The sequence below is a fragment of the Sphingomonas pituitosa NBRC 102491 genome (genome assembly GCF_001598435.1).
In the GTDB taxonomy this organism is placed as follows: domain Bacteria; phylum Pseudomonadota; class Alphaproteobacteria; order Sphingomonadales; family Sphingomonadaceae; genus Sphingomonas; species Sphingomonas pituitosa.
Genome location: NZ_BCYY01000016.1, coordinates 54,507 through 73,690 on the forward strand (window position 1 = coordinate 54,507; position 19,184 = coordinate 73,690).

The window sequence follows — 19,184 nt, forward strand, 5'->3', positions numbered from 1 at the left end:
GGGAGGGGCTTTTGTTTTTTGGGAGTTCAGAATCGTGACCCGCACGCCCGTCCGTCCGTTCCGATCGCGCGAATGGTTCGCCGCCCCCGGCCGCGCCGACATGGCCGCGCTCTATCTCGAGCGGTTCATGAACTACGGCATCACGCCCGCGGAGCTGACCTCGGGCAAGCCGATCATCGGCATCGCCCAGTCCGGCAGCGACATCGCGCCGTGCAACCGCATCCACCTGGAAACGGTGAAGCGCGCCCGCGAGGGCATCCTGGCGGCGGGCGGCATCCCGATGGAATTCCCGCTCCACCCGATCTTCGAGAATTGCCGGCGGCCGACTGCGGCGCTCGATCGCAACCTCGCCTATCTGGGCCTGGTCGAGATCCTCAACGGCTATCCGATCGACGCGGTGATCCTGACGACCGGCTGCGACAAGACCACGCCGTCGTCGCTGATGGCCGCCTCCACGGTCGACATTCCGGCGATCGTGCTGTCGGGCGGGCCGATGCTCGACGGCTGGCACGAAGGCGAACTGGTCGGCTCGGGCACGGTGATCTGGCGCTCGCGCCGCAAGATGGCGGCGGGCGAGATCGACGAGGCCGAGTTCCTCCGCCGCGCGATGGAAAGCGCGCCAAGCTCGGGCCATTGCAACACCATGGGCACGGCTTCCACGATGAACAGCCTCGCCGAGGGGCTGGGCATGAGCCTGCCCGGCTGTGCGATGATCCCGGCGCCGTACCGCGAGCGCGGGCAGATCGCCTATGAGACCGGCCGCCGCATTGTCGACATGGCCTATGAGGATTTGCGCCCGTCGAAGATCCTGTCGAAGCAGAGCTTCCTCAACGCGATCAAGCTGCTCACCGCGATCGGCGGCTCCACCAACGCCCAGCCGCACATTAACGCGATGGCGGCGCATGCGGGCATCACCATCACGCCGGAAGACTGGCAGACCGGCTACGATCTGCCGCTGATCGTCAACATGCAGCCGGCGGGGCAGTTTCTGTCCGAGCGCTTCCACCGCGCGGGCGGTATTCCGGCGGTGCTCAAGCTGCTGGTCGAGGCCGGTATCCTCGACGGCAGCGTCGCGACCTGCACCGGCAAGACCATGGCGGAGAATGTCGCCGGGGCGCGGGTGATCGATCCCGAGGTGATCTTCCCCCTCGACAAGCCGCTGATGGAGAAGGCGGGGTTCCTGGTGCTCACCGGCAACCTGTTCGACATGGCGATCATGAAGACCAGCGTGATCTCGGAGGCGTTCCGCGCCCGCTATCTCTCCACGCCGGGGCAGGAGGGCGTGTTCGAGGTGCGCGCGGTGGTGTTCGACGGATCGGACGATTATCACCACCGGATCAACGATCCGGCGCTCGCCATCGACGACAATTGCATCCTGGTGATCCGCGGCGCGGGCGTGCTCGGCTGGCCGGGCTCGGCCGAGGTGGTCAACATGCAGCCGCCCGACGCGCTGCTCCAGAAGGGCATCCAGAGCCTGCCGACGCTGGGCGACGGCCGCCAGTCGGGTACGTCGGACAGCCCCTCGATCCTCAACGCCTCGCCGGAGAGCGCGGCGGGGGGCGGCCTGTCGTGGCTGCGCACAGGCGACATGGTCCGCATCGATCTCAACCAGGGCCGCGTCGACGCGCTGGTCGCCGAGGACGAGATCGCCCGGCGGAAGGGGGAGCCGGCCCCGCCGATCCCGCCGAGCAACACGCCGTGGGAAGAGCTGTACCGCGAGAAGTCGGGCCAGCTGCACGAAGGCGGCGTGCTCGAGTTCGCGACCAAATATCGCGGCACCGGGCTGAAGGTGCCGCGGCACAACCATTGAGTCGGGCGGGTGGGGGGCTTCGCGCACCCAGACCCTACTTCGTCATTCCCGCGAAGGCGGGAATCCATTTGCCAGGACGTGGGGGGAAAGAACGTCGGCATCAGCGCCAATGGATCCCCGCCTTCGCGGGGATGACGACGGTGGTGTCGTGGGCGGAGTATGTATCTCTAACTGCCGACCCCCCCCCCCTCCGGCCCATTCCGGAGATGGCAAGTGTCACTCGCCAGTGATAGTTAACCATCGCCAACAACAGGGGGATGGACGGGGTGGACGAGACGGCACCGGCGAAGCGGCCGCGCAATGCGGCGAACACGCGGGGCGTGATTCTGGCGGCGGCGAAGGCGCTGCTCGCCGAGCAGGGCTTTGCCCGCTGGGGCGTGAACGCGATCGCGCGCGCCTCGGGCTATGACAAGCAGCTGATCTACCGCTATTTCGGCGGCATGGACGGGCTCGCCGAGGCAATCGCCGCGGACGTGTCCGCCTGGATGGAAACCGCGCTGGTGCGGCCCGAAAACGTGCCGCCGCCAGCCACCTATGCCGAGATGATGGCGCGGGTGGCGGTGGCGCTGCTGGACGCGCTGCGCAGCGATCCGCTGGCCCAGAAGATCCTCGCCTGGGAGCTGTCGGCCCCCTCCAAGCTCGCCAGTGCCTTCACCGAAGCGCGCGGCAAGGCGCTGAGCGCGTGGATCGCCCGCGAGCGCGGCACGCTGCAGCGGCCGGCGGGTATCGACGCGCCGGTGCTCAATGCGCTGCTGATCGCGTCGATCCAGCAGCTGGTGTTGTCGGGCGCCACGAGCGGCCGGTTCCTGGGGCTGGACCTCAGCGAGGAAGCCGGCTGGGAGCGCGTGCGCACCGGCATCGCCGGGCTGACCAAGGCGATGTTCCAGTAGGCAAAGGAACCGCGCCTCAGCTTTTCGGCGGGGGCGCGATCCCGTATTTGGCGGCGCGGGCGGCGACGCGCGGCGCGATCGTGGTCGCTGCGGCAAGGTCCTTGGCGGCGGCCTCGCTCTGGCCCATGTGCGCCTCGATCACGCCGCGCAGATAAAGCGTCCACGCCTGTCGCGGACGGATCGCCAGCGCGGCGTTCAGGTCGGCGAGCGCGCCGGGCCAATTGCCCTCGCGGAACGCGACCAGGCCGCGGCTGTCCAGATAGGCGGCGTTGGAGGGGAGCGCACGCACGGCGGCGTCGCAGTCGCTCCGCGCCCGCTTCAGGTCGCGATTGGCGAGCGCCAACGCCCAGCAGCGGCCGTTCTGCGCCTCCGCCCGGCTGCCATCCTCGTGGTGCGAGGCGAGCCATAGATCATATTGGCCGATCGCCGAATCGAACGCGTCCAGCGCGGTATAGAGATGCGCGATGCGCAGGCGCTGCATGTCCTCGCGCGGCAGCTGCCCCGCGACCAGATCGAGGTCCTCCATCGCCCCCGGGGCATTGCCCGCGCGCTCCCGCACCGCGGCGCGGGTCATGCGGGTGCCGGTGTCGGCCGGATCGAGCGCGAGCGAGGCGTCGAGATCGTCCATCGCCAGGATCGGCCGGCCGGCAGCCAGATAGACCAGCGCGCGCTGGCGAAGGTAGCGCGGGTCCTTCGGCGCCATCGTCACGGCATGCGAATAGGCTTCGATGGCGTGCGGCAGGTCGCGCTGCGTCTGATACATCGCACCTTGCCGGGCATAGCCTTCCGCATCGAGTGTCGCACCGCCTGCGGGTGCGCCCACGGTGCTGAAGCCGCTGGCGGTATCGAGCTTGGCGGTCGCGTCGAACAGGCGGCCGCCGGTATAGGTGAAATAGATCCGGTGCTGGGCATTCGACACATAGACCCGGTGGGAAACGAAATAATCGGCGCCGAGCAGCATGTCGGTATCGACGTCGCCCAAATCGGCCATGTGCAGCCGCACATTATGCAGTTCCTCATTGCCGATCTTGAGCAGCTTGAAGCTGCCGATCCAGCCCTGCTGCGCGCGCTTGCCGACGCCGACGGACCAACCTGCCTGTTGCACGCCGGGATCGCCCGGCTTCACCCCCGCGCGCGCGGCCGCACGCAGCGAGATCACGGTCCGTTCGGCGCCGGTATCGAACGTGGCCCTCAGCTTCGCACCGTCCAGTTCCACCGTGCCGACCGTGTGATTGCGGGCCTCCTCCTTGGACTGGATCGGGAGTTCGAAGAACGGCTTGCCTTCGGTCCAATAGGCGAAGGCGGTCTTGCCGCAATTCTTAGGCTGGAACAGCCGGACGGCGCCGCCCGGGAAATCATATTCGACGTCGGCGAGACCGAGAACATTCTGGCCCAGCAGCCCGGTCTGCCCCGTGTCGGACCCGCCGACCAGGAATTCGATATTGGGAAGGTCGGCGCCGGCAAGGCCGAAATGCGCCACGCGGGCCACTTGGGCATCGGTGGTCCCGCCGATGCCGCCAAGCCGGAAGCCCGGCGGAGCGGGAGAGCGCGGCAGGTTCAGGGTCTTTGCCACCGGCTGCGGGATGAGGCTGAAAAAGGCGCCGCTGTCGAGCAGGAAAGGCGCCGACTTGCCGTTGACCGTGGTGTCGATGATCGGTTCGAGACCCTTCATCGTCACCTTGAGCTCGGCAATTTTCGCGAGCTGGCAGTTGCCGGCAAGTGCGGGGCTGGCGCTGCTCGTTCCAAGGAGAGCCAAAAACCAAAGATGTGCGATGCGATGACCGTTCATCGACCTTCCCCCCCCTTCGACACCAACCCGCGCGAATTTCGGATTTGGGATGGGAATAGCCTAGGCGCGCAAGATGACGCGAGCCTTACGCCGCGCGGGTTTGATCGACATTGTTGCGAAGGGGACGCGGTCGGCAAGCGCCCTCCCCGGTACGGTGCCGGGGACGGAAGGGCATTCACGCGCCGACGCGGATCATGGCGGTCGGCTGGCCGGCCACGGTCACCCGGAAGCTGAACAGGTCGCCCGAGGTCGGCCGTGCGGCCTTGTCCTCGGCGGAGAGGTGCTTGTTCGCGGTGGTGGCGTAGACCGTCTTGAGGTCCGGGCCACCGAATGCGATCTTGGTGATCGCGTCGACCGGGAAGGGGACGGTCTCGACCAGTTCGCCCGCCGGCGAATAGCGGCGCACCGCCGAGCCTGCATAGAGGCTCACCCACACAAAGCCTTCGCTGTCGACGCAGGGGCCGTCCGGGAAGCCCTCGCCCTCGGCGATGCGCACGAACTCGCGGCGGTTCACCAGCGCGCCCTCCGCGTCGATGTCGCAGGCATAGACCACCTGGCCCAGTGTATCGACATGGTAGAGCGTCCTGCCGTCGGGCGAGACCGCCGGGCCGTTGGTGATCGACACCTTGGGACTGGAGGCAACGCAGCTGCCATCGGCGGCAAGGCGGTAGATGGTGCCGGTGGCGTCGCTCTCGCCATCGTCCATCGTGCCGAACCAGAGGCGGCCTTGCGGATCGACCGTGCCGTCGTTCAGCCGGTTGCCGGGCAGCTCGGGCTCGGGATCGACCAGCGGGGTGAAGCTGCCGTCGGCCGGATCGAACCTGGCGAGGCCGGTCTGCAGCCCCGCGACGAAGCCGCCGCTGGCGCAGGGCAGCGCGAAGCCCATCTGCGCCGGCGCGTCCCAGCTCGCCTTGTCGCCGGTGGCGGGATCAAGACGGTGGATCTTGTGGCTCTTGATGTCGACGAACCACAAAGCGGCGTCGCGCTCCACCCACACCGGGCCTTCGAGAAGCGGGGCGCTGAGCCCCCACACGCTCTCCGGCGCCGAAACCACCACCTTGTCGGTCATCTTATCTCCAGCCTGCATCCACAAAGAACTCGTGGCTCGTTATCAGGCGTGCGTCGTCGGATGCAAGGAACAGCGCCGCGGCGGCGATATCGTCGGGGACGAGGCGGCCGGGCAGGCACTGCGCCTTGACGATCTCGGCCTCGCCTTCGGGCGTGTACCACTTCATCTGGCGCGGCGTCTTGACGTTGCCGGGCACGATGCAGACCGAACGGATGCCGTCCGGGCCCAGCTCGCGCGCGAGGCTGCGGGTGAGGCCCTCGATCGCAGCCTTGGCGGTCTGGTACAGCGTCAGTTCTTCCAGCGCGAGGTGCCACGAGATCGAGCCGAGGTTGATGATCACGCCGGCGCGCTTCGCCTTCATCGCCGGGATCACCGCCTGCGCCATGAAGAACTGGTGGCGCAGGTTCACGTTCAGGCGGTTGTCCCAATATTCCGGGGTCACCTGCTCGATCGTGTGGCGGTCGTCATTGGCGGCGTTGTTGAGCAGCACGTCGAAGCCGCCCTCGGCGTCGATCAGCGCCTGCACCTGCGCCTGCGCGCCGCGGACGTCGGTAAGGTCGACCTTGTGGAAGCGCGGTGCGATCGGCGCGTCGGCAAGGCTGGCGACCAGCGCCTGCGAATCTTCTTCAGCGATGTCGAAGAAGGTCACGTCCGCGCCCTGGCGGACGAACCCCTCGACCAGCCCGGCGCCGATCCCCGAGCCGCCGCCGGTGATCAGGACCCGCTTGGCCCTAAGGCTCGGATAAACGGCACGCTCAGCGGCCGGAATCGGGCCCTGCTGGAGATCGGCTTGCGACATGGAGACCCTTACGAATTCGAGAGAAGGCCGCGGGCGGCGAGGTTGCGCATCAGATCGCGGATGCCGAACGTCCAGGGCGCGGCGGCCTTCGACGTGGTGACGCGGTTGACGAGCGTGCCGAGCTTCGGCGTGGAAATGCGGACGACGTCGCCGGTCTTGTGGGTAAAGCCGCGGCCGGGATGGTCGCGATCCTGCACCGGCGCGAACAGCGTGCCCAGGAACAGCGCGAAGCCGTCCGGATACTGGTGCTCGCTCAGCGTCTGGCGGACCAGCTCGGTCGGGTCGCGGCTGATCTCGCTCATCTTGTTGGTGCCCGAAAGGCGATAGCCCTCCGGCCCGTCGATGGTGAGATCGACCACCGCGCTGCGCACGTCGTCCATGGTAAAGCTGTCGTCGAACAGGCGGATGAACGGGCCGATCGACGTCGAGGCATTGTTGTCCTTCGCCTTGCCGAGCAGCAGCGCGCTGCGGCCTTCGAAGTCGCGCAGATTGACGTCGTTGCCGAGCGCCGCGCCCTTGATCGCACCGTTGCGATCGACCACGAGCACCACTTCCGGCTCGGGATTGTTCCAGTCGCTGTCCGAGCGGATGCCGATCTCGGCACCCCAGCCCATCGCCGACAGCACCGGCGCCTTGGTGAACACTTCGGCATCCGGCCCGATCGCGACTTCGAGATATTGCGACCACATGCCGGCATCGATCAGCGCGGCCTTGAGGCTGGCGGCCTCGGGCGTGCCGGGGACGACCGAGCGGATGCCCGCGCCGACCTTCGCTTCGAGGTCGCCGCGAATCTCGGCGGCCTTGGCGGAATCGCCGCGGGCGCGTTCCTCGATCACGCGCTCCAGCGCCGAGACCGCGAAGGTGACGCCGGCGGCCTTCACGCACTGCAGGTCGACAGGCGCGAGGATCTGCGGGGCCGACTCGGTGCCGAGCGCGTCGACGCTGCACAGCACCTCGCCGCTCAGCGTCGCGATGTCGTCGCGTTCCAGCAGATCGGCGACGGTGGGCGCGGTGGCCGATACGTCGATCACCTGGCCGTCGCGGAGGAGGACGGGGCTGGGGCCGGCGGGCGTCTGCACACGACCGACCAGGGTCGCCTGCGCATGATCGGCAGGCAGCATGTCTCGAAGCGCTTCCAAGGGACCTCTCACCAACTCGTTTCGGATTGTGATAGCGCTACCATTGGCGCTCCGGCAAAGCAAATGTCAAGCGAGGCATAACGGGCTTTCCGCCAGTTTCAAATATGAGAAAGAATTTCGCCTACGATTGCTTCCGGCGCACGCATCGTACCGGCCTCGCTGGCACGGACGATCCGCCATGGCCCAAGCAGATCGGCGGCGACCATCGCCTCATAGTTGCCGCGCACGCGCTGCTGGAGCGCGATGTCCGCCTCATATTCGTCGAAGCTGCGATCGGTGTAGCTGCGCTGCGCCTTTTGCAGGATCAGTTCGCGGGCGAGGTCCCAGGGCGTGTCGAGATAGATCGACAGGCGGGGGCGGGGCAGGGCGAACTGGCCGGTTTCGAGCGCGAGGATCCAGTCCATCAGCGCGCGGCCTTCCTCGCCACCCAGCTTGGCCCCCTGATAGGCCATGTTCGAGGCGATGTAGCGATCGAGCACCACCACGTCGTGCGTCGCCTGCGCCTCCAGCAGCGCGTCGCGCCATTCGAACCGGTCGAGCGCGTAGAGCACGGCGGCGGCATGGGGGCTGACGGCGACCGGCAGTTCGCCGGCCAGCATCTTGCCGATCGTCACGCCGGCGACCGTCTCGCCATAGCGTGGAAAGCCGAGCACCGTGGCGGTCCGGCCCGACGCCTGCAAGGCCGCGCACAGCCCGCGTGCCGCGGTGTTCTTGCCGACGCCGTCGGCACCCTCGATCGCGATGAGTTCACCCATAAGGGCGCCATAGCATGCCGCCACGGCTTGTCACCAAAACTCCCCTCCCGCTTGCGGGCGTAGACGCCTCAATGCAGCGATGCGGTTTCCGGCTGGCTGCAAAGCAGCGCGCAGGGGCCTTCGCCGTCGAGCGGCAGGATCGCCATGAGCGAGGCAAGGCCGCCGGCATGGTCCAGCAGCCAGCCCGGCTCGGCCACCGCGGGGCGTTCGGGCGAGAAGGCGACGCCGGTGCCGTCGGTGATCACGCCCAGCCGGCGCGGCGGGCTCGGCCAGCGGCCGGCGAGATAGGTGAGGCAGGCGCTCGCCGCATCCTGCAGCGCGCCCTCGTCGCTGTCCTCGGGGCAGAAGCCCTCGGGCGTGGCGTCGATTTCGGCGACCAGGCGGAAATCGTCGCCGCGCCACCAGATCATGCGCAGCGATCCGTCGATCTCCTGCTGCAGACCCAGAAATAGCCGACCGCCGGCCGGGAGCAGCGGCTGCGCACAGCGCACCATCTCTTCGGCCAGTTCGGTCAGCTTGTAATTAGACCGGGGCAGCATCTGCATCGCACCTCGGCCGTGTATCTGGGAGTTTCGGGGCATCGGATCATTCCGGGAAGGGGTACCCTTCTCTTATAGAACGCTTTCGCCCCGATGGGGTATCAGTGCAGCGCAGCGCTGCTCGGTGCCGGCGCGGCGGCGATCGAAACCGCTTCCACCGCCTCGCGGTTCGCGTCGGCGGCGACGACCGCATCGATGCTCAAGGCGTCGATGGCCGTGACGCTGGAGAGCAGGTTGTGCGGCTGGCTGGCATCCGGAAGGATGGGGGCGGCGGCACGGGCGGCAGCCGGCTGGCGACGCTTGGACGAAGCCGGGGCGCCATATTCGGCCATCACCGAGAAGCGGGGGTCGGCGGCGGCGATCTCGGCGATCACCTTGGCGGCGCGCTTGGTGATCTGGCGGACGCGCTCCTTGGTCACGCCGGTTTCCATCGACAGGTCGTCCAGCGTGGCGGTCTGGAACACGCGGCGGGCGACGATCTCGCGATCGCGCTCCAGCTTGGCTTCCAGCTTCTCCAGCTCGGCCGGATCGATGCCGTGGGTGGCGTTACGGAGGCGCGGGCCCTCGCGGCGCAGCGCGGCTTCTTCCCGCTTCGGGCGGGGGCGGCGGCGGAGCTGCTCGATGCCGACCTTGCGGAGGTGATCGACATAGGCCTCGATCAGCGAACCGATGGCGCCATCCGCGAGATAGTCCGACGCGGCGCTCTCGGTGCGCTCCAGGGCGTCCTCGTCCTCGATCATCGCCTCGGGCGACATCTCGTCGCCATCGGCGGAGCTGACCATCGCGCTGAGCGAAACCGTGGTGGCTTCGACCTTCTTCGCCGAGGGGCGCTGGTCGGTCATCAGGCGGAAGCGCAGGCTCTGCAGCTCGCCGCGGATCTGCCAGTTGACGAAGGTGGTGAACTGGGCCTTTTCCGGCTCATAGGCCTGGATGGCGCGGTGTACGGCGATGGCGCAGCACTGCTCGGCGTCGTCCCAATGGGCGGTCAGGCCGTACTGGCGGATGAAGTGGCGAATGCGGGGGGCGATCAGCTTCAGGATGCGGGCAAAGGCGCGATCGATTTCAGCGCGCTGACGGTTGGTCTGCTTGCCGTCCTTGGGCGAGTTCTCGATGACGGTTTGGACTGCGGCTTCGAGAGCGATCGTGATCTTCGACATTCGTATTCCCCTGGTTCAGCGCCGGTCCGATCGTTCCGGCGCCGTCGACAGGAGACACATTTCGTCTGAAACCTTTAAAGGAGTGCTAATCGGGGCCTTAGGTAGTTTTCCGCAAACGCACTCCCAAGCTTTATAGCAACGCCGATTCGCTTGGCGAGCCAAGTGCTTGAAAAAATGATGGTTAATAGCCGTTTAGCAGCTTCGCTAACGGACATGGAAACGGCCTAAGTGGCTGTTTCAGGAGGCGAATTTGTCCGGTTGGACGTGCCGGTCGATGAACTCGAGTAACCATTTGCGGTGCGCACGGGTCGCGTCGCCCGCGCTGGCGATCCGCTGCTCGGCCGCCGATCCTCCGATCTGGGCGGTCAGCAACTGGCGTGCACGGGCCGAGTCGATGTTACCGGCAAGAAACTTCTTTGCATCGCCGAGACCAAGATGGTGACCAAGATAGGCAGCCTTGGCCAATGTCTCCGAATCGGCGCGCACGTTGAGGCCCGCTGATTCGAAATGCTGCAGGTTGTTGCGCGCCATGTCGGCGATCGTCAGGATCGAAGCCTTCGGATCGTAGCGGAGCGCCAGCAGTTCGCTGCGGCGCGACGGATCGACCTTGCCGTTATCCTTCAGCCAGCCGCGTGCCCTGGCAACCTCGTTGAGCCAGGTGCCGCCCTGTTCGGCGAGCGTCTGCCAGGTGCCGCTGAGGAACTGGCCGAGCCCGGCCGCGCTGGAGCGCGGATTGCGCGACAGCGGGTTCCAGCTGCCGTCCTGGCCCTTGCCCGCCTCGGCATTGATGATCGCGGCGAGCGCGGAGGAGGGCACGCCGCTCCGCGCCTCGGCCGCCGCGAGCGTATCGGCGTAGCGGGCGTTGTTGCCGAGCGAGACCGCACCGGCTACGGCGCCGGCGGCCGGCGCGGACGCCAGCGCGGCCGGACGTTCGGCAACGGCGCGGGCGCGCTCCGCCGTCATCGGGCCCTTCGGAAGCGCCGCGACCTCGTCGGGCGCATCGTCATGGCACGCGCAGGCGCACTGACACTTGCACTTGCCCTTGGCAGACTTCGGCGCCTGGGTGCCGAGCAGTTCGAGCAGCGAATCCATCGCCATGTCCGATCCAGCGCCCAGCGGTGAGCGGCTCTTCTCGCCGTCGCGGTCGGTGTCGCCGATCGCGGCGCGCCAGAGGCGGGTCGAGAGTTCGGACTGCGCCTGCGCATAGATGACGTTGGCGCGCTGCGCCGGCGTGAGCGCGGCAAGGTCTGTACGGTGGATCATGCGGCCTTCACCAGCATCCGCTTGCGCTCGCGCAGGAAGCGCGCCGCGGCAATGTCGTCAATCGCCGCCTGTTCGGCGGCTTCGGCCTCGCGTTCGGCCTCGGCGCGGAAGCGTTCGGCGGCGCTTTCGATCGCGCGGAACGTGCCATAGGCCTCCCGTGCCTGCTCGCGCAGCGTGAGGAGACGTGCCTGCTCGGCCGCCGCTTCCTCGGCAATCCGCGCCTGGGCATGCTTGGCGGTGGCGAGCCAGGCGTCCGAGGCAAAGGGCAGGGCATGGGCGAGCACGCGCTCCTCGCGGACGCGTGCGACGAGGTCTCTGCCCTGTTGCTCGAGCTCGCTGATGCGCTCGATCGACGCGCCGATCGCGACCTTGAGGTCGTCGACGGTACGTTGCTGCATCCGCAGCGCCGTGTCGAAGGGCGTCCTCATGCGGCGAGGCCCACGTCATGCCCATGCCCATGGCCGTGGCCATCGCCCATCGCCTCGCCGGACAGGATGGCGGCGAGCTCGGCAAAGGCTGCGTCGGCATGGCCCTGGTCGTTCTTGCCCTGGTTGAGCAGGGCCTCGATGCGGGGCGCGAGCGCCACCGCGCGATCGACGTCGGGCGAGGAGCCCGTTTTGTAGGCGCCGAGCCGCACCATTTCCTCCATGTCGGCATAGGTCGACAGCAGCTTGCGCGCGGCGATGCGGATCTCGTTCTGCTCGGGCTCAAGGCAATGGGGCAGGGTACGCGACACCGATTTGAGGATGTCGATCGCCGGATAACGGCCGCGCTCGGCGATCGCGCGGCGCATCACGACGTGGCCGTCGAGGATGCCGCGCACCGCGTCCGCCACCGGCTCGTTATGGTCGTCGCCGTCGACGAGGACGGTGAACAGGCCGGTGATCATGCCCGAACCCGGTGCACCGGGGCCGGCGCGCTCCAGCAGGCGCGGCAGTTCGGCGAAGACGGTGGGGGTATAGCCCTTGGTCGCGGGCGGCTCGCCCGAGGCGAGGCCGATCTCGCGCTGCGCCATCGCGAAGCGGGTGACCGAGTCCATGAGGCAGAGGACGTTGAGGCCCTGGTCGCGGAAATGCTCGGCGACGGCGAGGGTGGTCCAGGCGGCCTGGCGGCGCATCAGCGCCGGCTCGTCCGAGGTGGCGACGACGACGACCGATCGGGCCATGCCCTCGGGCCCCAGATCGTCCTCGATGAATTCCTGCACTTCGCGGCCGCGTTCGCCGATCAGGCCGATCACCGCCACGTCGCACTGCGTCCAGCGCGCGAGCATCGAGAGGAGGACCGACTTGCCGACGCCGGAGCCGGCGAACAGGCCGAGGCGCTGGCCGCGGCACAAGGGCACGAAGGTGTCGAGGCAGCGCACCCCGGTCTCGATCCGCTCGGCGACGCGCGAGCGGCCGGCGGCGGCGGGCGGGGAGGCCTTGATCGGCTGCGGATCGGCGCCGTTGACCAGCGGGCCCTGCCCGTCGACCGGGCGGCCGAGGCCGTTGATCATGCGGCCGAGCCACGCCTTGGAAGGGCGGACGGTGAACTGGCCGGCGCCGAGCTCGGCGATCGCGCCCAGGCCGACGCCCTGCGGATCGACGAAGGGCAGGCACAGCGCCACGCCGCGATCGAGCGCGGTGACTTCGGCTTCCACCTTGCCGGTGGGGGACTGGATCTCGACGCGGCTGCCGATCTGGGCGACGCCGGTCAGGCCTTCGACTTCGATGAGCGCACCGCGCACCGCCACCACGCGACCGAAGCGACGGTCGGGGACCATCTCCTTGATGGCGCGGGCGGCGCTGGCGAGCGTCTGCATCGCGTCGGCTCCCTCAGGCGGCCTGCGTCGTGGCGGAGCCGGCGGCGGCGTCTTCCATGGCGATCAGCTCGCGCGCGACCGACAGGGCCTTGTAATATTCGCCCTGGGCAAGATCGTTGGCGAAGCGGATGCACAGCTCGCGCGCCTCGGCGGTGCCGAGGCTGGCGATCAACAGGCTGAGCAGCTGGACCACTGAATCGTGATGCGCGTCGCGGCCCGACGGATCGATATAGGCGAGCATCGTCGCGAAATAGAGCTGGCGCGCGGGCGTGGTCGCTTCCTCGGGCCGCATCACTTCGCGGCCGCGCAGGATCGATACCATATTCTCCACGGCGAGCTGGGTCCGGCCGACGGCGCGCAGCACGGCACCGTTGACGATCGCCTTTTCACCGTCGCGGAGCGTGATGCGAAGCATGGAACTGGCCTTTCGATAAGCGTTCCTGAACTTATAGCGGTGTTTTGCGCGCGACTGGGCAAACACCCGGCAAATTTTGCCGCCTGCTGCGCACAAGCGGCAAAATCGACCCTCCGATTTGGGCCTTGCCTTTACGCCTCTACAATAAGGGTGTCGCCGGCGTGGGGATCGCGCGGGCATCTCGAGGAGTTTTGAACTTGAGCCTCTATTCCGCTCTTTACGCTGGCGTTTCCGGGCTGAGCGCGCAGTCGAGTGCCATGGCCACGGTTGCCGACAACATCACCAACATCAACACCGTCGCCTATAAGGGCGTCGAGGCGCAGTTCCGCACGCTGGTGACCGATGGTCGCGCGTCGTCGAGCTATGCCGCTGGTGGTGTTGCGGCAACCCCGATCACGCAGGTCACCAAGCAGGGCCTGCCGCAGGCTACCGGCAGCAGCACCGACCTCGCGATCGACGGCGACGGCTTCTTCATCACCCGTTCGGGCGTCTCGGGTAACGATCCGGTCGCCTATACCCGCGCGGGATCGTTCAAGCCCGACGAACAGGGCTTCATGCGCAACTCGTCCGGTCTGTACCTCTATGGCTGGCGCCTGGACGCCACCGGCGGATACACCAACACCGGCAACCTCGACACCCTGACGCCGGTGCGCCTGAGCGACCTGGTCGGTACCGCAGCGCCGACGACCACGATCGACGCGCGCATCAACCTGCAGTCGGATGCCACGTCCTATACCGGTGCGTACACGGCAGGCAATCTGGCGACCAACACCGTCCCGCCGACCTTCACGCGTTCGTTCACGGTCTATGACTCGCAGGGCGGCAGCCACGAGCTCAAGATGTCGTTCCTGAAGACGGGGGCGAACACCTGGAAGGCCGAGACCTACATGAACCCGGCCAGCGACGTGACGGCCACGGGCGGTCTGCTTGCCAGCGGCGAGATCAAGTTCAACGGCGACGGCAGCCTGGATCGGACCAATTCGACCGGGACTTTCTTCAACCAGCTCAACATCAATTACACCAACGGCTCGTCGTCGGTGCCGATCACGATGTCGCTCGGCACCAATGGCGGCATCAACGGCCTCACGTCGTTCGGCCAGCCTTCGTCGCTGGTGCGCGGCGGCGCCGATGGCGGCGTTCTCGGCAACATTGCCGCGACCGAAATCTCGAAGGACGGCACGGTCAGCGCGATCTTCGATGACGGTTCGAGCCGCAAGGTGTTCCAGCTGCCGGTCGCGACCTTCCCGAATCCCAACGGCCTGACCCGCATTTCGGGCAACGCCTATTCGGGCAACCGCCAGTCGGGCATGATGACGATGAACGCGCCGGGCGAGCTCGGTGCCGGCAAGCTGCTGTCGAACACGCTGGAGGCCTCCACGGTCGACCTGGCGGGCGAGTTCACCAACATGATCCGCTTCCAGCGCGCGTACAGCGCATCGTCGAAGATCATCACGACCGTCGACGACATGCTGCGCGAAGTCAGCGATCTGAAGCGCTGATTTTCAAGGCAGGGGGACGCTCGACATGGCGCTGAACGATATCCTGGGAACCGCCGCTTCCGGCCTGGCTGCTGCCCAGGCCGGATTGAAGGCGGTATCGAACAACATCGCCAATGTCGGCGTCGCCGGCTATGCGCGCGAGCGGGTGAACCTTTCGACCTCGGTGCTGGCGGGCAACGTCAGCGGCGTGAGCGTCGGCGAGTTCGAACGCGTCGCCGACCGCTTCCTGGAAGCCACCGTCTACCGCCGCGCCGGCGACTACGGCAAAGCGGAAGTCGCCTCCAGCTATCTGGACCGGCTGCAGTCGCTGCTCGGCGAGCCCGGCGCCAAGTCGGGCCTGCCGGCGCGACTGGACGCGATCAGCAGCGCGGCGATCTCGATGACCGGATCGCAGTCCTCGGCGCAGACGTCGGCGGTCTTCACCGGCACCGTTGCCGACGCGATCACCTCCATGCAGCAGATCACGCGCGACGTGGACGGCCTGCGGGCCGACGTGGAGTCGGAGGTCGGCTATTCGGTCGACAAGATCAACACGCTGCTCCAGCGCATCTACGACCTCAACGGCACGGTGTCCCAGGCGACCGGCCTCGGGCGCAACGCCAGCGGCGCGACCGATCAGCGCATGAGCGCGCTCGAGGAACTGAGCAGCATGCTCTCGGTCAACGTTCGCGACCAGCCGGACGGCCGCGTCATCATCGAGACCACCTCGGGGCAGATGCTGCTCGACTCGCGGCTGCGCCAGCTCGACTATCCCAACAAGGGCGCCGGCATCGGCAACTCGCAGATCACCTATCCCGACATCTCGATCCGCTTCGCCGACAAGAACGGCACGATGGGCGCGTTGTCGGGCGAGAAGATCGAGTCCTCGGCCGTCGGCGGCAAGCTGGGCGGCCTGCTCGACCTGCGCGACCGCGCGCTGCCCTCCTTCTCCGAACAGCTGGGCGTCGTGTTCAGCGGGCTGTCGGAAGCGCTCAATGCGGTTTCCAACGAAAACACCGCGATGCCGCCGCCCGCCAGCCTCACCGGCCGCCAGACCGGCCTGGTCGCGGGCGATCGGCTTGGCTTCACCGGCAAGGCGACCTTCGCCGTTACCCAGGCCAACGGCACCCTCGTCGCCAAGACCGAAGTCGATTTCGACGCGCTCGGGCCTGCGGCAACCGTGTCCGACATGGTCAACGCGATCAATGCGGGGCTCGGCGGCGCGGCGACGGCCAGCTTCGCCAACGGGGTGCTGAGCTTCGCGGCGAGCGGCGCGGGCAACGGCGTGGCGATCGCGCAGTCGACTGCCAGCCCCAGCGCCCGGGCAGGGGTGGGCGTGTCGCAATATTTCGGCATGAACGACCTGATCCGCAGCGACAGCAACAGCCTGGTGCCGACCGGCTTCAATGCGACGGATCCGCATGGTTTCACCACCGGACAGACCGCGCAGATCGTCCTGCGCGACGCCTCCGGTCTGGCGCTGACCAGCTACACGCTGCAGCCGACCACCGGCGGCACGATGGGCGACATCGTCACCCAGCTGAACGGCAGTCCGCTGGGCAATTTCGGCGCCTTCTCGCTCGATAGCCGCGGGCGGATGCGTTTCGACCCGGCCGGCGGCCTGAGCGGGGCCAGCCTGTCGATGGCGTCGGATTCGACCGATCGCTTCGGCAGCGGCCGCACCTTCTCGGCCCTGTCCGGGCTCAGCGGCCTCAACAGCGGCCTGGACGTGGCGAAGGTCCGCAACGAGATCCTCAACAGCCCCGGCTCGCTGCCGCTGGGCCGCCTCGACACCAGCGTCGCCGTCGGGACGAAGGCGATCGGTGCGGGCGATACCCGCGGCGCCACTGCCTTTGTCGAGAAGCTCGCCAGCACGCTGGACCTGGGGAAGGACGGCGTCACCAGCGTCGGGCGCTTCTCGACCCAGCTGCTCGGCCGTGCCGGCCTGGAAGCCAACCAGGCGCAGGGCCGCTACGACGACGCCAATGCCCGCAAGTCCGACGCGGTGAACCGGCGCGACAGTTATTCGGGCGTCAACATCGACGAGGAACTCTCCCAGATGGTCGTCCTGCAGAACAGCTATTCTGCCTCCGCGCGCGTGATGAGCACCGCGGCTCAAATGTACGACACGCTCCTCCAGATGGTTCGTTAAGGGGACTGACCGATGACCCGCGTTGCCACCATTCCGCTTCAGCGCACCATGGCCAGTGCCATTTCCGGCGCGCAGGAGAAGCTGGCGATCACCCAGAAGCAGCTCTCGACCGGCAAGAAGGCGACCGACTTCGCGTCGCTCGGCACCGAGGCGGTGCGCAACCTTTCCGCGCACAGCCTGCTGGAGCAGCAGAAGGCACAGGCCAACGTCGCGAAGCGCGTGGGTACCACGATGTCGCTCTACCAGGGCCATATCGAAGGTATCCAGACCGCCACGACCTCGCTGCGCCAGCAGATCCTCAACGCGATCGGCACCGGCCAGGCGGCCGGCCTGCAGCAGGCGATGGACAGCTCGTTCAATCAGATGCGATCGTCGCTGAACGCAGCGGAAGGCGGCACGCCGCTGTTCGGCGGCTCGCAGATCGACCGCGCGCCTTTCTCCGTCACCACGCTGGCCGATGCTGCGAGCGTGCCCGCGGCGCAGGCCTTTCACGACGACAACGTGCTGGCCAGCGCTCGCGTGGCCGACGGGCTGGACGTCACCTACGGCGTCAATGCCAGCTCGATGGCGACCGGCATCTATGATGCCTATCGCGCAATGGCGCAGATCGGCCCGATCGGCGAGACGCTTACCGATGCACAGAACACCGCGCTGCAAGGCGTGATCTCCAAGCTCGACATGGGGCTGAAGCAGCTCGGCGCCGTCAATGCCGACAACGGCCGCAAGCAGAACCAGGTCGAGGACCTGACCAAGCGCGGCGAAGAGCGCTCGCTGCTGCTGCAGCAGGTGATCGAGGACAATGAGGACGCCGATCTGGGCCAGGTCGCCATCGACCTGTCGCAGCAGAAGACCGTGCTCGAGGCGAGCTATTCGGTGTTCTCGCAGCTTTCCAGCCTGAGCCTGGTCAAGTATCTCTAAGCGCCAGCGCGCGTTCGAACACCGCGATCAGCATCGGCGCGGTCAGCCGGCCGATGCTCTGATTATACCGCGAGACGTGATAGCTATCGAGCACCACCTGCCCCTTCGGCAGGCGGTGCTCTGCGCCGTGCGCGAACCGCGCCTTGGGCAGCTTGCCGCCCAGCGCCTTCACCGCCGACTGGTGCGCGATCTCCCCCAGCGCAACGACGATCGGCGCGCGCAGCTGACCGGCCAGGAACGGGCGGCAGGCATGGATTTCCGGCGGGGTCGGGCGATTCTCCGGCGGCAGGCAGCGTACCGCATTGAGGATCTGCACGCCCTTCGGCTCGCCTGCTTCGGCAAGACCCAGCTCCTCCAGCACTGCGAACAGCAGCGTGCCGGACTCGTCGCCGGTAAAGGCGCGGCCGGTGCGGTTCGCCCCCGACCGGCCGGGCGCGAGGCCGACGATCGCGATTCCCGCATCGGGGTCGCCCAGCATCGGCACGGGCGCATTCCACCATTCGGGCTGTTCGGTGCGCAGCTGGGTGCGCAGCGCAACGAGGCGCGGGCAGAACGGGCAGTCGCGATCGGGTTCGGGGCTTGGCGTGCGCATCGCCCGGCGATAGGCGCAGGCGCGTGTCCGTCACAAGCTACATCATCGCCCTGGGCTCCAACCGCCGCGGTCGCCACGGCCCTCCGCGGTCGGAGGTGCAGGCCGCACTCGCCGCGATCGGCGGCGTTCAGGCGGTGTCGCGCATCCACGAGACGCCGCCGCTGGGCCCCTCGATCCGCCGCTTCGCCAACGCCGTGGCCGAAATCGAGAGCGACGAGGCGCCGGAAGCCCTGCTCGGGCGGCTGAAGGCGATCGAGCGGGCCTTTGGCCGGCGGCGGGGGCAGCGCTGGGGCGCGCGGGTGATTGATCTGGACATCGTGCTGTGGTCCGGCGGCTGCTGGGCGAGCCCGACGCTGACCGTGCCGCACCCCCAGTATAGAGCGCGCCGTTTCGTGCTGGCGCCGCTGGCCGAAATTGCGCCCGGCTGGCGCGATCCGGTGACCGGCCGCACGACACTTCCGTTGCTGCACGCGGTTGACCGGCGGCGCCCCTGCGCCTAGGTGGCGGGACGTGGGTCCGTAGCTCAGTCGGTAGAGCAAGCGACTTTTAATCGAGAGGTCCCGGGTTCGAATCCCGGCGGACCCACCAGCCTCTCCGGACATCCAAGGACATCGAAGG

The 19,184-nt window shown here is 67.8% G+C and carries 18 protein-coding genes and 1 tRNA gene; 7 read left to right on the top strand and 12 right to left on the bottom strand.

Features of this window, described 5'->3' with window-relative positions:
* Window positions 1-31: 31 nt before the first annotated feature.
* Window positions 32-1,810 carry an IlvD/Edd family dehydratase gene (locus SPI01S_RS13645; RefSeq protein ID WP_245653607.1) on the top strand — a complete coding sequence of 593 codons (1,779 nt, stop codon included), beginning with the start codon at window positions 32-34 and terminating at the stop codon, window positions 1,808-1,810.
* Between the two features lie 257 nt (window positions 1,811-2,067).
* On the top strand, window positions 2,068-2,700 hold the full coding sequence (locus SPI01S_RS13650; protein ID WP_066723391.1) for a TetR/AcrR family transcriptional regulator: 633 nt from the start codon (window positions 2,068-2,070) through the stop codon (window positions 2,698-2,700).
* A gap of 16 nt (window positions 2,701-2,716) precedes the next feature.
* Here SPI01S_RS13650 and SPI01S_RS13655 read toward each other — a convergent pair whose 3' ends face one another.
* The 11 genes from SPI01S_RS13655 to SPI01S_RS13705 form a co-directional block, all read right to left on the bottom strand.
* Complete coding sequence (locus SPI01S_RS13655) at window positions 2,717-4,456, bottom strand: retroviral-like aspartic protease family protein (protein WP_245653599.1); 1,740 nt, start codon at window positions 4,454-4,456, stop codon at window positions 2,717-2,719.
* Between the two features lie 208 nt (window positions 4,457-4,664).
* Window positions 4,665-5,558, bottom strand: a complete 894-nt coding sequence (locus SPI01S_RS13660; protein ID WP_066723397.1) for an SMP-30/gluconolactonase/LRE family protein — start codon at window positions 5,556-5,558, stop codon at window positions 4,665-4,667.
* Between the two features lies 1 nt (window position 5,559).
* Window positions 5,560-6,357 (bottom strand): D-xylose 1-dehydrogenase, encoded by a 798-nt coding sequence (xylB, locus tag SPI01S_RS13665; protein ID WP_066723399.1) that lies wholly within the window; start codon window positions 6,355-6,357, stop codon window positions 5,560-5,562.
* A gap of 8 nt (window positions 6,358-6,365) precedes the next feature.
* Window positions 6,366-7,478, bottom strand: coding sequence for a fumarylacetoacetate hydrolase family protein (locus SPI01S_RS13670; protein ID WP_066723401.1), 1,113 nt, complete (start codon window positions 7,476-7,478; stop codon window positions 6,366-6,368).
* Window positions 7,479-7,594: 116 nt separating this feature from the next.
* A complete protein-coding gene (locus SPI01S_RS13675) occupies window positions 7,595-8,251 on the bottom strand; it encodes a dTMP kinase (RefSeq protein ID WP_066723404.1) in 657 nt (218 codons plus the stop codon).
* Window positions 8,252-8,319: 68 nt separating this feature from the next.
* Complete coding sequence (locus tag SPI01S_RS13680) at window positions 8,320-8,790, bottom strand: hypothetical protein (protein ID WP_066723671.1); 471 nt, start codon at window positions 8,788-8,790, stop codon at window positions 8,320-8,322.
* A 101-nt stretch (window positions 8,791-8,891) separates the two neighbouring features.
* Window positions 8,892-9,947 carry a sigma factor-like helix-turn-helix DNA-binding protein gene (locus tag SPI01S_RS13685; protein WP_066723408.1) on the bottom strand — a complete coding sequence of 352 codons (1,056 nt, stop codon included), beginning with the start codon at window positions 9,945-9,947 and terminating at the stop codon, window positions 8,892-8,894.
* A gap of 237 nt (window positions 9,948-10,184) precedes the next feature.
* Complete coding sequence (locus SPI01S_RS13690) at window positions 10,185-11,210, bottom strand: peptidoglycan-binding protein (RefSeq protein WP_066723412.1); 1,026 nt, start codon at window positions 11,208-11,210, stop codon at window positions 10,185-10,187.
* Complete coding sequence (locus tag SPI01S_RS13695; protein ID WP_066723414.1) at window positions 11,207-11,638, bottom strand: hypothetical protein; 432 nt, start codon at window positions 11,636-11,638, stop codon at window positions 11,207-11,209. Before SPI01S_RS13695 ends, SPI01S_RS13690 begins: the two co-directional genes overlap by 4 nt.
* Window positions 11,635-13,011, bottom strand: a complete 1,377-nt coding sequence (gene fliI, locus SPI01S_RS13700) for a flagellar protein export ATPase FliI (RefSeq protein ID WP_066723417.1) — start codon at window positions 13,009-13,011, stop codon at window positions 11,635-11,637. Before fliI ends, SPI01S_RS13695 begins: the two co-directional genes overlap by 4 nt.
* A 13-nt stretch (window positions 13,012-13,024) precedes the next feature.
* Window positions 13,025-13,426, bottom strand: a complete 402-nt coding sequence (locus SPI01S_RS13705; RefSeq protein WP_066723420.1) for a flagellar biosynthesis repressor FlbT — start codon at window positions 13,424-13,426, stop codon at window positions 13,025-13,027.
* A 197-nt stretch (window positions 13,427-13,623) separates the two neighbouring features.
* On the opposite strand from SPI01S_RS13705, the gene SPI01S_RS13710 reads away from it, so the two are divergent.
* From SPI01S_RS13710 to SPI01S_RS13720, 3 genes are read left to right on the top strand one after another with little or no spacing between them, the layout of a single operon-like run.
* Window positions 13,624-14,925 (top strand): flagellar hook protein FlgE, encoded by a 1,302-nt coding sequence (locus SPI01S_RS13710; protein ID WP_084253464.1) that lies wholly within the window; start codon window positions 13,624-13,626, stop codon window positions 14,923-14,925.
* Window positions 14,926-14,950: 25 nt separating this feature from the next.
* The gene (locus SPI01S_RS13715) at window positions 14,951-17,056 is read left to right on the top strand and encodes a FlgK family flagellar hook-associated protein (protein WP_066723431.1); all 2,106 of its coding nucleotides are present in this window, start codon (window positions 14,951-14,953) and stop codon (window positions 17,054-17,056) included.
* 12 nt (window positions 17,057-17,068) lie between these two features.
* Window positions 17,069-17,974 carry a flagellin family protein gene (locus SPI01S_RS13720; RefSeq protein WP_066723432.1) on the top strand — a complete coding sequence of 302 codons (906 nt, stop codon included), beginning with the start codon at window positions 17,069-17,071 and terminating at the stop codon, window positions 17,972-17,974.
* Here SPI01S_RS13720 and SPI01S_RS13725 read toward each other — a convergent pair.
* Entirely contained in the window at window positions 17,961-18,566 is a 606-nt protein-coding gene (locus SPI01S_RS13725) for a uracil-DNA glycosylase (protein ID WP_066723435.1), read from the bottom strand. The two genes, SPI01S_RS13720 and SPI01S_RS13725, sit on opposite strands and share 14 nt — an antisense overlap.
* Before the next feature lie 23 nt (window positions 18,567-18,589).
* On the opposite strand from SPI01S_RS13725, the gene folK reads away from it, so the two are divergent.
* Window positions 18,590-19,066: a 2-amino-4-hydroxy-6-hydroxymethyldihydropteridine diphosphokinase gene (folK, locus tag SPI01S_RS13730; RefSeq protein ID WP_066723438.1), complete on the top strand. Its 477-nt coding sequence runs from the start codon at window positions 18,590-18,592 to the stop codon at window positions 19,064-19,066.
* Window positions 19,067-19,078: 12 nt separating this feature from the next.
* Window positions 19,079-19,154, top strand: a tRNA-Lys gene (locus SPI01S_RS13735).
* Window positions 19,155-19,184: the final 30 nt, after the last annotated feature.

Coding starts and splice junctions, on each gene's coding strand:
- SPI01S_RS13650 (WP_066723391.1), top strand. CDS start 2,068: ATGGACGGGGTGGACGAGACGGCACCGGCGAAGCGGCCGCGCAATGCG.
- SPI01S_RS13660 (WP_066723397.1), bottom strand. CDS start 5,558: ATGACCGACAAGGTGGTGGTTTCGGCGCCGGAGAGCGTGTGGGGGCTC.
- xylB (WP_066723399.1), bottom strand. CDS start 6,357: ATGTCGCAAGCCGATCTCCAGCAGGGCCCGATTCCGGCCGCTGAGCGT.
- SPI01S_RS13670 (WP_066723401.1), bottom strand. CDS start 7,478: ATGCTGCCTGCCGATCATGCGCAGGCGACCCTGGTCGGTCGTGTGCAG.
- SPI01S_RS13675 (WP_066723404.1), bottom strand. CDS start 8,251: ATGGGTGAACTCATCGCGATCGAGGGTGCCGACGGCGTCGGCAAGAAC.
- SPI01S_RS13680 (WP_066723671.1), bottom strand. CDS start 8,790: ATGCTGCCCCGGTCTAATTACAAGCTGACCGAACTGGCCGAAGAGATG.
- SPI01S_RS13685 (WP_066723408.1), bottom strand. CDS start 9,947: ATGTCGAAGATCACGATCGCTCTCGAAGCCGCAGTCCAAACCGTCATC.
- SPI01S_RS13690 (WP_066723412.1), bottom strand. CDS start 11,210: ATGATCCACCGTACAGACCTTGCCGCGCTCACGCCGGCGCAGCGCGCC.
- SPI01S_RS13695 (WP_066723414.1), bottom strand. CDS start 11,638: ATGAGGACGCCCTTCGACACGGCGCTGCGGATGCAGCAACGTACCGTC.
- fliI (WP_066723417.1), bottom strand. CDS start 13,011: ATGCAGACGCTCGCCAGCGCCGCCCGCGCCATCAAGGAGATGGTCCCC.
- SPI01S_RS13705 (WP_066723420.1), bottom strand. CDS start 13,426: ATGCTTCGCATCACGCTCCGCGACGGTGAAAAGGCGATCGTCAACGGT.
- SPI01S_RS13715 (WP_066723431.1), top strand. CDS start 14,951: ATGGCGCTGAACGATATCCTGGGAACCGCCGCTTCCGGCCTGGCTGCT.
- SPI01S_RS13720 (WP_066723432.1), top strand. CDS start 17,069: ATGACCCGCGTTGCCACCATTCCGCTTCAGCGCACCATGGCCAGTGCC.
- SPI01S_RS13725 (WP_066723435.1), bottom strand. CDS start 18,566: ATGCGCACGCCAAGCCCCGAACCCGATCGCGACTGCCCGTTCTGCCCG.